General features: G+C 35.6%; 14 protein-coding genes and 1 tRNA gene. 5 read left to right on the top strand and 10 right to left on the bottom strand.

From position 1 onward, the window contains the following. The 7 genes from AB1444_15225 to AB1444_15195 all read right to left on the bottom strand — a co-directional run. Positions 1-119, bottom strand: a 119-nt coding sequence (locus AB1444_15225; protein ID MEW6528006.1) for a hypothetical protein, incomplete at its 3' end; no start/stop codon positions are given. A 21-nt stretch (positions 120-140) separates the two neighbouring features. Beyond that, positions 141-232: transfer RNA gene (locus AB1444_15220), tRNA-Sec, on the bottom strand. A gap of 57 nt (positions 233-289) precedes the next feature. Further along, positions 290-919 carry a nucleotidyl transferase AbiEii/AbiGii toxin family protein gene (locus AB1444_15215; protein MEW6528005.1) on the bottom strand — a complete coding sequence of 210 codons (630 nt, stop codon included), beginning with the start codon at positions 917-919 and terminating at the stop codon, positions 290-292. After that, positions 867-1,241, bottom strand: coding sequence for a hypothetical protein (locus AB1444_15210; GenBank protein MEW6528004.1), 375 nt, complete (start codon positions 1,239-1,241; stop codon positions 867-869). Before AB1444_15210 ends, AB1444_15215 begins: the two co-directional genes overlap by 53 nt. Before the next feature lie 21 nt (positions 1,242-1,262). Then, on the bottom strand, positions 1,263-2,243 hold the full coding sequence (gene selD / locus AB1444_15205; protein ID MEW6528003.1) for a selenide, water dikinase SelD: 981 nt from the start codon (positions 2,241-2,243) through the stop codon (positions 1,263-1,265). A 319-nt stretch (positions 2,244-2,562) separates the two neighbouring features. Continuing rightward, positions 2,563-3,573 carry a hypothetical protein gene (locus tag AB1444_15200; protein ID MEW6528002.1) on the bottom strand — a complete coding sequence of 337 codons (1,011 nt, stop codon included), beginning with the start codon at positions 3,571-3,573 and terminating at the stop codon, positions 2,563-2,565. A gap of 98 nt (positions 3,574-3,671) precedes the next feature. Then, complete coding sequence (locus AB1444_15195) at positions 3,672-4,118, bottom strand: hypothetical protein (protein MEW6528001.1); 447 nt, start codon at positions 4,116-4,118, stop codon at positions 3,672-3,674. A 247-nt stretch (positions 4,119-4,365) separates the two neighbouring features. On the opposite strand from AB1444_15195, the gene AB1444_15190 reads away from it, so the two are divergent. Both AB1444_15190 and AB1444_15185 read left to right on the top strand, forming a co-directional pair. Then, on the top strand, positions 4,366-4,929 hold the full coding sequence (locus AB1444_15190; GenBank protein ID MEW6528000.1) for a hypothetical protein: 564 nt from the start codon (positions 4,366-4,368) through the stop codon (positions 4,927-4,929). Between the two features lie 386 nt (positions 4,930-5,315). Continuing rightward, positions 5,316-5,975, top strand: coding sequence for a superoxide dismutase (locus AB1444_15185; protein ID MEW6527999.1), 660 nt, complete (start codon positions 5,316-5,318; stop codon positions 5,973-5,975). 128 nt (positions 5,976-6,103) lie between these two features. On the opposite strand, the gene AB1444_15180 is transcribed toward AB1444_15185, so the two are convergent. Continuing rightward, complete coding sequence (locus AB1444_15180) at positions 6,104-7,678, bottom strand: hypothetical protein (protein MEW6527998.1); 1,575 nt, start codon at positions 7,676-7,678, stop codon at positions 6,104-6,106. 321 nt (positions 7,679-7,999) lie between these two features. Between AB1444_15180 and AB1444_15175 the strand changes: the two genes are divergently transcribed. Next, complete coding sequence (locus AB1444_15175) at positions 8,000-9,550, top strand: sulfatase (GenBank protein ID MEW6527997.1); 1,551 nt, start codon at positions 8,000-8,002, stop codon at positions 9,548-9,550. On the opposite strand, the gene AB1444_15170 is transcribed toward AB1444_15175, so the two are convergent. Beyond that, positions 9,551-10,180: a hypothetical protein gene (locus AB1444_15170; protein ID MEW6527996.1), complete on the bottom strand. Its 630-nt coding sequence runs from the start codon at positions 10,178-10,180 to the stop codon at positions 9,551-9,553. 314 nt (positions 10,181-10,494) lie between these two features. Here AB1444_15170 and AB1444_15165 point away from each other — a divergent pair, with 314 nt between their 5' ends. Continuing rightward, positions 10,495-10,674 carry a hypothetical protein gene (locus AB1444_15165; GenBank protein ID MEW6527995.1) on the top strand — a complete coding sequence of 60 codons (180 nt, stop codon included), beginning with the start codon at positions 10,495-10,497 and terminating at the stop codon, positions 10,672-10,674. A 55-nt stretch (positions 10,675-10,729) separates the two neighbouring features. Here the strand turns inward: AB1444_15165 and AB1444_15160 are convergent, their stop codons facing one another. Continuing rightward, positions 10,730-11,713 carry a 4Fe-4S binding protein gene (locus AB1444_15160; GenBank protein MEW6527994.1) on the bottom strand — a complete coding sequence of 328 codons (984 nt, stop codon included), beginning with the start codon at positions 11,711-11,713 and terminating at the stop codon, positions 10,730-10,732. Positions 11,714-12,079: 366 nt separating this feature from the next. On the opposite strand from AB1444_15160, the gene AB1444_15155 reads away from it, so the two are divergent. Further along, positions 12,080-12,532 (top strand): hypothetical protein, encoded by a 453-nt coding sequence (locus AB1444_15155; GenBank protein MEW6527993.1) that lies wholly within the window; start codon positions 12,080-12,082, stop codon positions 12,530-12,532. Positions 12,533-12,721 lie beyond the last annotated feature (189 nt).

Genomic DNA, 12,721 nt, shown 5'->3' with positions numbered 1-12,721 from the left:
TGTTCTTCCAGCGTTTCACGGATAACCGCAACAACAAACGGATGGCCAATCTCTCCAATAAATTGTTTAATCTGATCCTCTTCAAGAAGCTTTTGTACCTGCGGTATCTGTTCGTACATTGCGCTATCCCTTTACAATAATGCGGAAGGGGCAGGAATCGAACCTGCCACTGCCTTTTAAGGCAGCCAACGGTTTTGAAGACCGCAGAGACCACCAGATCTCATCCGCTTCCTTTTAACACCTTTTAGTTTATTATAGCAAATGATATGCAATAATTGTAAAGGATTTTTTATTTGCAAAGTGAGTTGTCTGTACCATTTAAAATATCAAAGGCAATAGTTACCATATTATTTGTAAATTCTTCGTATGAATAGTATGTAATCCATTTAATACTATTAAACAATTCATGGGGTATTGTATTCATCAGTTCAGCACATATCACTGGATCTAATCCTATTTCCTTTTCACGTGCTTTGCTAATCACATCATCCCAGTTAAACGATTTATGTTTTGCAATAATCCAAACATCAACAAAATCCTTTATTTCCAATCTATATAAAGCAGTGATTTTATTTATAAGTATATTATACCAATCATCAGTTTTATAATATACAGGTGTTGGTAAAATGGTACCAAAATGTGGTGCAATATCGTTTATTAGATCAATCTTCAATGTCACTTGATTAAAGTTTTTATGAGAGATTGAAAATGAGATGTAATCCTGGGATACAATTGTTGACGAAGTATCAATACTATATCCATTGCTTTTAAGTGTTTGTATTATTGATTCTGCATGGATTCTAAAGTCAGGATTGTTATTTGTAAAAAGATCAATATCATCAGAGTATCGATGATTAAAATATCCTCTACTTAAAGCGGTACCACCGGTAAGATAAAACGGTAGATTTAAGTTTTTCACGCAGGTTAGAATCCCATCTTGCAGTGGGTAGAGGTTCTCCTCGTAGTAGCTTTTGAAGTGTTGCAAATCGTTCTCTCCTTTCTTTTGGCCATATATGATTAATAACATCATCAGTTAAAAGTGATTTTGCAGAATCAAACCCCCAGATACCGACAACATGGTGCCATGGTAGTTTTTGTAAACAACGAATAAATATGTATTTTTTTTTATTTAATGGAATAGTGTCAGTATCAATGCTATCAATTAACTGCGCTATATTCAAATCATAATCCCAGTATATTTTAGAAAGAAGTTTCTGCCGTTTGTCATCTGAATATTTCATGGGCGATAGTTTCCGATAATATTACTCAATATATATATGACCTTCCTGTGATTGCGAACAGGTTGCAATAATTGCTGTACATAACACTTTTGGTGCAATATATTCAATTACTTGTTTAGCAAAATTTTTCGATGTTGCAATGAGTAGCCCACCGGATGTTTGTGGGTCAAACAAAAGGTCAGCAATATCACGTTTAACACCGGAAGCTACCGTACAGCGTGAACCTACAAAATCCTTGTTGCGATATAATCCGGCAGGTAAAAGTCCCATAGCAGCATAGTCAGTGGCACCAGGTATAAGCGGCACAGCATTAGCATTAACATGAATAGCAATGGAACTTCCCAGCATCTCAGATAGATGACCAATAAGCCCAAAGCCAGTGACATCAGTAACCGCATGAATGTGCTCACTATATGGGTAGCCTGTCAGGCAATCGTTTACTGTAAGCATTGATTGTATGGCTCTGTCAGTATGCTCATTAGCAGCAATGCCAGCTTTAATAGCAGTATTAATAGTTCCGGTGCCAATGGGTTTGGTTAAGATGATTACATCATCAGGTTGTATTCCAACATTAGTGTAAATTTTTTCAGGATGGATTATTCCAGTAACTGAAAGACCATATTTAAGCTCAACATCGTCAATACTGTGCCCGCCAATGAGTTGCACTCCTGTTTTTTTCATTACCTCTAAACCACCCAGTAAAATATTTTCCAGTACATCCATAGCAAATGTATTCACAGGGAAGCACACAATATTCATAGCAGTAATAGGTTTGCCGCCCATAGCATATATATCCGAAATGCTGTTGGTGGCAGCAATCTGCCCAAAGACAAAAGGGTCATCTACTATCGGTGTAATAAAATCGACAGTCTGCACAAGAGCTAAATCATCACTGATTCTGTACACACCAGCATCATCGCTGGTTTGCATGCCCACCAACACATTGCTGTTGTATTCAATGGGCAGCTTTTTCATAACGTTAGCCAGGTCCGCCGGACCTATCTTTGCTGCTCATCCTGAACCGCGTACAGATTCAGTAAGACGCAAATCTTTTTTTGGTTTGTTGATATCACAGTCTGACATAATTATTATTTTAAGAATATATTAATACAATAATGACTTGATGATGACCGCATATACATTTTCTTGCAAGAAAAAAAGTATTTTTTGAATGAGTTTTGCTCTTCTTTAAAAATATTATCATAAACAATAATAAATCACAGTATATGGGAGTGTATATATGTAAACATATTAGTGCATAAAGTTTTTGGTGCAATTTCATTAAAAAATAAATTACGTTTTTTAAAGTTATGGTTACATATTACTGATTTTTTATTTTTATGTTGCAAACATTTGTCTGTGATGCCTTAACCTGATACTGAATATTGTTTTGCATTATTGTTCCTGTTGATTCCATTTCAATACGTGAATGTTTAAAATATTTTTGTTTATAATTATAACTCATAGAACCTTTACCAGTTATCCTTGAAAAAGTACATGGAATTTGTGCAATTGCTATAGTGTATTTATCTTTAAGAGATTGAATGGTATTTTCTATTTTATCAGTTTCAATTGATATACCAGTATAAGAATTAATGCTTTTAAATTCCACGGGATATGAAAGAAATTTCCTTGAAAAATAGTGCTCCCAATGTGGATTCCCAAGTACTTCGACATTGATGTTTGATTCCTGTATTATTGATCCTAAGAGTGTCTGTATAAATTCATTAAGAAACAGAGATATATTATTTTTATTAGCATCGCTTTGTTGTTGTGAGTAATTAAATGTTTTAGAGAATAAATTGAAATATTTTGTTTCATCCTGTATAGTGATAGTTTTTTCTTTAAAATTTATAACGACAGCGATAGGTGTGTTATATAATATAACATACCCTTTAAGATACTGGAATGCATCAGGTATCCTCTTTATAGCTGAATTAATTGTATCATTACTTAACATATCAAAATCATATGTTATCTGAGGAGTGGAATAGAAATAAAATAAATCGCAAAGTTTAAAAGATGCTATAATTGAATCACTTGTGCTATTCACAATAGCAAGCTCATACGTAGCCTTAATTTCTTCTTCTTGATAATCATATATCGTATTGTTGTTGATAATCTTTAATTTTGTTTCGAATATTGTTTGTATTTCATAGGTAGTATGAATCTTAAATTCAGGGGCTATTATTTTAGTAATTTTAAATTTCTGATTGGATATAGTAATTTCGTTCTTATCATCAGCTTGAGAATAATTTACAACAAAAATCAATATTGTTATAATAGCAGCTTTTATAATCGTTTTGGAATGATTTATAATATATTTTATCATAGTGTACCTCTTTTTTATAGAGAATGCAATGATGTAGGTTGTATTGTCAATTTTCTGGGCAATCTTGATGCAATATATTGTTAAAAAAATGTAATAAGTTATGCCAGTTTCATCAATTCTGGGGGTGGTCCCCAGTAAAATTGACAACACGGGATGCCTTCTTCAAGATAAAATGAAAATGTGTAGCCACTAAAGCGATAGTTATCGGTATTATCTTCACTGTCTAACGCAGCAAGAAAATCATACAGATAATTTTCAACACAATAGGCTATAACCTTTGCCAGTGACATCTTACAAACTTTCCGTACATCCATCACAAACTCATATTCATTCTCATACAAATACAGATGTACGCGTTTCCAGGCTTGATATCGCTTCCTATACTGTAATCGTTTATAGCTTTTCACCGGGATCCGTTTATACGACAGTACATAGTTTATGAAATTTATAATGAAGGTATGAAGAGGTAATTTATGGATTGCAGCATAAGATTGAAAAAGCTCTAAGTGTTCATAGGCAATGCAGGTGGTAGTTTCGATATTCATATGTACCCTCCAAAGTATTTGTAGAATATTCTATAAGTATGACATAAAAATTTCAATCATAATTTGTTGGTATTTAGTGAAGAATAGAAGCATAGTATGATTTTTTACAAAAATATCTCCGCTGTCAACAGTATAGTATAAGTAACTATAATTTTGGGCAATGTACAATAAAATTTGTTGACTATCTTTACATACATAGTAAACATAAGAATCCTGAAACGAAATAATTTTACGTAATTTATTCTCCATGAAAAGTAAAATAAAAGATTTACGTACAACCATTTTAAACAATTTCTTTGACATAAATAATAATCCAATTATTCAGTGGCAATTAATTATCGCCATTGTAGGTGGAATGATATTGATTGCCGGTGTATTTTCTCCTTTTATAAAAGCTCCTTTCATTGGCACTATTACTTACTCTCGTGTAGGTAAATACTATGATGAGGCAATAATTGTGTGTGGTGTGCTTGCTATACTATTAGCACTAATTGGATTATATCGATGGGTCATCGTATCTGCATGTGGCTCTTTGTGTGTTATTATTGTTTCACTGTATAATGTGTATTCCAGAATACAGAAGCTCCATAGTGCAATCGAAGAAAGACTGTATAGCAACCCCTATAAGGATGTACTTATATCGTTTCTCAATTCTGTGCAGCAATCAATTACTTTTCAATGGGGTATTATTCTTCTGTTTTTGGGGATTGTGTTACTTATTTTCAGTGCACTTATGAAGCAAAGATATATTGTTATTCCAACTGGCAAGAAAAGCAAAAAAGCTACGCAAACGAATCAAGCCATTGAATGATATCTTTATATCCAGCTTCATTCAATTTGCTAACAACATAATAATTATATCTGCCGTAGTGTTCACACAATACATGCACAATAATGATTATACCCTTTGTTTTTCCAATAACATCTTTGATTGCAAAAGTGTAACTCTTCAGGAAGGTATAGTCAATTCTTTATGATTGGGGTTCATATGTCTCTCCCTACATGGTAAAAAGTTTTTTTGTGCGATAGTTCATGAATATCCATTTATTGTCAAAAGTAAAGATATTTTATGAAAAAGGACACTTATACAGTTACTATCGCACAAAAATTTATGCGTCCATTGACGATGGAGCTTTATTTTTGTATATTACAGTAATTTAGTTATTACTTGATAACCTGAAAAGGAGGAAACAAATCATGAAACGATATACATTGCCACAACTACCGTATGAATACAATGCGCTTGAACCATACATTGACGCAAAAACAATGGAAATTCACCACACCAAACACCATGCGGCATATATTGACAAGCTCAATGGTGCATTAGATAAGTATCCTCATTTGTTTGAGTTTACGCTTGAACATTTGCTGGCAAATTTGTCTTCAGTGCCTGAGGAAATTAGAACAATTGTTCGTAACAATGGGGGTGGGCACTACAACCATTCACTCTTCTGGAAGATTTTAGGGGGCAGGGGCCAACTGCCCGAAGGACAATTACACGATGCAATTAAGAAGCAATTTGGTGCTGTTGAAACATTTATTGATGAATTTAGTAATGCTGCAGTAAACCGTTTTGGTTCAGGATGGGCATGGCTTAGTGTTGATGCTACTGTCAAACTAGTAGTGCATTCTACAGCAAATCAGGACAGTCCCATTATGGAAGGGTTACTGCCTGTGCTTGGTCTTGATGTGTGGGAACATGCATATTACCTAACGTATCAAAACCGTAGAGCAGACTATGTGAAGGCTTTCTGGAATATAGTAAACTGGCATCAGGCTGAGGAAAATTATATAAAGGCAAGAAATATAATGGAACATTGCACATCGCATCCAGAGTGCCTTGCTGTTGCATAGGGTTTTATTGTTAGGCTGGTATCAAACCAGCCTTAACTTTTTTTTAGATTAAGTTCAGGTGCTTTTTCCTCTTTGTGTGATGCTTTAAAGTCATAGCGATATGTCAGACCAAATGCTATGACAAAAGTTTATTCTGCCAGTTCTTTTTTTACATAATGGGTTGCTTCAGCTGTTCCATTTATTATTCCAAGGACATTATTTAAAACCGATGTTGTGTGGATTACCTCATATACAGTTGTGCTTTGATAAATTGTGTAGAACGCACCAATGGTAACCTCAAGTCCTTCATTAACTTTTAATCCTGCACCAGCACCAATAGTATGGCTTATTAATAAAGGATCAATTTCATTTCTTTTTTCATTTTTTATTCCAGGATTGTAATAGCTATATCCTGTACTTAATTTGATATCCGCATTTGGTAAAAATTCAAGTGCTCCACCTGCGCGATAAGCAATACCAAAATCCTTCTCTCTTCCATCAAGGTCAACCTGATGACGTAAATAGATATCTCCTGATGACATTACTTTCAACCATTTGAAAATACTATATGCCATGCCAAGAGAAATCGATTGTGGGTACGTACCTTTAAACTCCTTTTCACCATTACCCGCAGAATATCCTGCTCCTCCATTAAAATCAGGGTTTGCTTTACCATCTTTGAAGATATTGAGCATTCCGGTTTCTTCTATAATTGCCGGCACTTGAAATTTATTGGTTTTTTTAGTTAATATCATGGGAAAATAGTATTCATACCGCAACCCAATATCAAGTTTTTGAATTGGCTGACAATGAAGTCCAGTAATTATGCCATAGCCAAAGCCTGAATATTGTGTATCTATATTCCAGTCACTATTATTTATAAATAGGTTTTCTTCTGGTAGAAGATTAAGGGGGTCTGTCTGGTTTTCATGTAAAATGGTTGCATTTTTTACATTTATGGTTTGCCTACCCATACCATAGATAAACCTGAAACCCAATGAAGCAGAAAGCATATCAATGATTTTATATGAAACCCCAATCGTATTACCAATAAAATATTCAGTTCGTACAGCAATATTTGATTCATAGGTATATTGTGTAACAGGTCCCTGTGAGGTTTCCAATGCTGTTCCGGGAAAAGCTACAAGTTTAGCTGATACTTCTCCCACAGCAAGATTCCCATAATCAATGATGGCAAGCCCGCGTGGGAATGTTACATCAGGTGCTGCCTGCATCACACCAAGGTTGAAAAAAATGGCATACTCATGCCCTTTGAATTGATCTCTGTATACAACGTTAAGATCAGGCATTGCAGGAGCAGTGATATCAGTAAAATAATTATTATCGCTTTCAAGTGACCCTGTAGGCCGGTTAGTATATGCTGATGAATTAGTTGTTGGTTGAACAGGGTTGTCAATATTTCCAATATTAAGAGTAAAATCTGCTTCAATAGCATAGTAATCCATAACATGGGTACGCTTTTTATGCAATGTTTGATTGCTAAACATGACGTATAAACCTTTTGGCAGGTATGTAAGCCCGGCTGGATTATAGAACGTAGCATCAGCCTCTGTTGATGCATTGCGATTCAATGTACGGACATATTCGGCGCTGTGATTGGGGAAAATGCCGTCTTCCTGAAAAAGCTCATTTGCAAAAAGTGAAAGTGCATGAATGAACATAAACATAAAACCGGCCAGAAGAACTTTCATTTTGAAACTCATGGCTACCTCCAAATTTCTTTTATATAATACTGACAAGCCGGTATTATAACAAAATTAAAAATTTGTCAACAAGATTTTAGAATTTTTTATTTATATGCAACCAGGAATCTTCCCTTTATTATTTTTTTATATATAAAGTTCTTACTGAGTAGCCAAATGGGGACTATGAGTGAAGAGTTTCTTTACTTTTTTAAGAATTATTAATGGGAAATGAAAAAGTACTTGTACATTTAACTTATAAAATATACCATTTATGGCAAATCAAGCTTTGATTACAAGTATACTGCAACATTTTTAAAATTTTTACTTTAGGGGGTTCCAATGGAGGGGAAGATTACCCGCCGTGATTTATTAAAAAAATCAATTGCTACTGGAGTTGCTGTTGGTGCTGGTACGTTGATTGGCACCTGTACCTATACATTGCTGAAAACACCTGATATTGCTGATGTATATGGTAATTATCCACCTTTAGAAAAATTAAAAAAATTGACTGTTGTAAATCCCAGGGCACCCAAACCCAATGTTATTATCATTTATTGTGACGATCTGGGGTATGGTGATATTGGCTGTTATGGCAATACTGTTATCCGTACACCCAATATCGATATGCTGGCAAAAGAGGGAAACAGGTTTACTGACTTCTATGCCTGTGCTGCCGTGTGTGCACCTTCGCGTTCGGGGTTATTAACAGGGCGCTATCCTTTCAGGACGGGTATTATTGGCAATCCTTTTCCAAAGAAAGAACCGTTAGGACGAAAGTTGACGCGCAATGTAGGGATGATGTTGCGGGGATTAGGCATGATGGATTTGCGGGATGATGTTGTTGCCAGGGGATTGGCTTTTGAAGAAGTAACTATCGCCGAAGCTTTAAAACTTGCTGGATACAAAACCGGTATGGTTGGCAAATGGCATCTGGGCGACTATTCAACCCAGCCTGAATTTAATCCGCTGCGCCATGGTTTTGATTTTTATTATGGTGTGCCGCATAGCAATGACATGCGGCCATGCCCAGTGTACCGAAATGAAACAAAAGTTATAGATAATATTCATGGAGAAGACCAGTCATTTTTGACCGGGACATATACAAAAGAAGCTTTGCAGTTTATTGAATCGTGCGGCAATAATCCATTCTTTTTATATTTTGCCCACACGTTTCCGCATCAGCCTTTGTGGGCTTCAGAAAAATTTGATAAAAAGTCACTAGCTGGTAAGTATGGGGATGCCGTTGAGGAGATTGATTGGAGTGTTGGACAGATACTGAAGCTTTTGAAAGAAAAAGGCATGGATAACAGGACTATGGTTATTTTTACCAGTGATAATGGTCCGTGGTATGAAGGAAGTACATCAAATTTACGGGGTAGAAAAGGAAATAGTAATGAAGGTGGATTTAAGGTACCTTTTATTGTGAAGTGGCCTGGAGTGATACCACAGGGCAAAGTTACCCATGTGCCTGCCATGAATATTGATCTTTTCCCAACGTTACTTGAGCTTGCAGGAGTTGGATTGCCGGAAGATCGCATCATTGATGGAAAAAATATACTGGGGCTTTTCAAAGGAAACGATAAACCTGTGCATGAGGATTTATATTTTTATCACTATGATCTGCTCGTTGGTATTCGTTCAGGGAAATGGAAGTACTATTCAAAGATTGACCGGTATGTATGGCCTAATCCTCTTGATTCCACACCCCTTATTGACAAATTGGGGAAAGATGCATTGGGACACCGCTGGCCATTGCTCTATAATCTGGAAAAAGACCCTGGTGAAGCATACAATGTGTTAGACACCTATCCTGATATAGCCCACAAACTACGACAAAAGCTTGAAAACTGGGAGAAAGTAACTATGAAAAATCCCAGGGGATTTATATAATTAAATCCATTGTAAGATTCCAGCAAATACAACCAGCATTGTGGCGTTCGCGACAAAAAGGCTTCCAATTACAGCTTTTTGTACTTTTGGCTGCCAGTCATAGCAATACAGCGATACCACCCAGAATGGTATATATACGGTTATAAATACCGGGAGTGCGCCCCACCATGGATATACCCACACAAAGCATGGAGTTTTTACTAAAAATATCTCAAAGATTGAATAAAAGGCAGCATTGGCGATAGCTATAAATAAACGATTGTTGACACCTAGAATCTTTGCTTTTGGGTCTTGTGGTAAAATCTTGCTGAAGATTAAACCGGATACTGAAAACATTAAGCTTAATTCCACACCAACTCCAATAAGGATAAGAAATGCTGTGCCGGTAGGGACAGTCCACAATGCATGCCCGGTAAAATGCTGAATGAGTGCATTAATGATCTCTACAAACCAGTGTACCATGTACAGCGAAAGCCCTGCTGCAATACCATTCCAGTTTTTATTCTGGATTTCGTTAAAATAGATATACACTACAAACGCTAACAGTGTGATGACATACCATTGAAAAGGGTTGCCACTGCGTAAAATACTAAGTGCTTGTTGTGTTGCTTCAGGATGGTTTAGATTCATACTTTCCTCCTCTGTAAATATAATTTCATTATTACTCTTGTTTCCTCCGCCTGTAATTGTGAAAGTTAAATATAACCCGCAATTACCATTTGAATCCTGAATGGTAAAATTGAGAATTGCAATTTGTTATGCAAATAGTGATTCTAAATTTGATAGGTCATCATTGTAAATGCAAGAAATATTTTAAATATTTAGTAAAAACTCCCACTGTTGTTGCAAGTATACGAGGGACATCATTTTGTGTTGTTGCCAGTTCCGCTGACAAATCATACTTCTGTGTGTGTAATGGAAGCATTAATTTAAGAGGAAGTAGCATGGAAAAAGGAGAAGATGTCACAGCAGCACACCATAAAGGGTTATGGTTTCAGAAAGATAAAACTGGTAATGTTATAGTAAAAGAGGCCGGGCTGCTATATCATGATGACAAAGGTATAGAAGAATTAGCTGCAAGTATTCAGGAACGTATTGATTGGACAAAACCTGATAGCAATTAAAAGCAATCAGTGTCTATAAAATATAAGCATTATAAGAGAAAAGCCCCATCAAAAATTACATAGGTATATGTTCCTTTGGTCGCATCTCTTTAAGTGCAATTGCATTTGCAGGGCAATGTGTTGCGCACAATCCGCAACCTATGCACATCTCAGCATCAATTGTTGCTACTTCATTCACCTCTATTGCATGTACAGGGCACACTGATATACACAGTGCACAACTATTGCAGTTATTTTCATCTATAGTTGCTGTAAATCTGCTTTTGGAAACTACACCATGAGTTGCTCTGTTACCTGCAAAACGTAGCATTTCACAGCAACATGAGCAACAGTTACATATGGCATTGCCAACGCCCTTGTTCTCGGTCATATGAACCAGGCCTGCTTCCTCAGAGATTTTGAGTATTTCATAAGCTTCCTCTTTGGTGATTGCTCTACCTGTACCACGCTCCAGGGTGTAGATTGCGCCGTTATTGATCTGAATACATACATTGAGTGGTTTATTACAGTTCCCATGAGAAAGGCGACAAACGCAATCCACAACTGCAAGCTCTTTGGCTTGTTCAATAATTTTATAGGCATCTTCATACACAAGGACTTCACTTCTGGGTTGTATGGTTTTGTTAATAGGAATAACGCGCATAAATGAGGGAATACCAGCTTTTGTTACAACCTCAAGAAGTGGCGGATATTCAGTATCCATAAATTCCACCCATAGTTTTTTAAAATCAGCAGGGGCATCTTTCCATAGCAGTGTTGCATCATGAAACTGGACAATATGCTTGGGGGGGCGGTATTCAGCGCCTTCAGGTTTTGACTTTTTAAATGCAGCACCTCGTTTAAATAATTCTTCAAGGATATCAAAAGCTTGTTGTGTAGTAAGATTAAACTTTTCTGCAACCTGTATAGCATTGGCAGGCAGGTATGCAATAATCTGAGCTTCCGTTTCGTTTGCCACACACTGCCAGATCTGTTGCAAAAGCTTTGAATTTTCAAACATAAGCCGTTTGGATAATTCTTTGTAGATATCCTGTGCCATATATCCTCCATTATTTTTTTATGTTAACTATAGAGAGTTATCATACAATATGTCAATATAATATTTGCAAGAGCGTATGAATTATAACAGGAAATGTAATGTTGATGATTAAAGTAATGGTATCATTCTATCACTCGATAGACTATAAGTCCATGACAGTGTTAGCATAGGTGGTCTATATTGTATGGCGATAGTTCTCAGTATAGCTCTATTTGATTGTAACTATTCTCTTTGAAATACTTTGCCTATCTATTTGCTTTTACATATACTGTAATCATTTTTTATTTTTTACCATATTCAATTTATAGTTGAAAATTGTTCCTATAGTAGTATTGGTGGATAATATATATACTTTGGAGGAAACATATGAATATAGAAACAACCACCTGCATTGCCTATGAACACTTAGAACTATTACAAGAAAATGCCACTATCCGTAAACTATCGCTTCATACGTTTGTTATCAATTTCATAAACTATGTGTTTTCGTATAAAAAGATCCCTGTTAAAAGCTATAAACGATTACAGTATAGGAAGCGATATCAAGCCTGGAAACGCATACATCTGTATTTGTATGAAAATGAGTATGAGTTTGTGATGGATGTGCGCAAAGTCTGTAAGATGTCACTGGCTAAGATTATAGCCTATTGTGTGGAGAATTATCTATATGATTATCTTGCTGCGTTAGACAGTGATGAAAATACCGATAACTATCGCTTTAGTGGTTACACATTTTCATTTTATTTAGAAGAAGGCATTCCGTGTTGTCAATTTTACTGGGGGCCACCGCCAGAATTGGTAAAACTTGCCACACAATAGCCTTCACAAATAAGTAACTATCTCAACATATGTCATAAAAATATTTTGATGTGGCTAAACGCCTATATACATACTATCTCCCGTATCGTCTTTATTAACATACTTTTATTTCATTTCAAAAGGAATTTAATGTAACGGGTTTATATTATCTATCATAAAAAATAAAGAAAATGCTCAAAATGTAATTTG

Source organism: Spirochaetota bacterium, assembly GCA_040756435.1.
Lineage (GTDB): Bacteria > Spirochaetota > UBA4802 > UBA4802 > UB4802 > UBA4802.
Note: the sequence above shows the minus strand (reverse complement) of the source record. Positions and strands in the feature narration are given on the sequence as shown.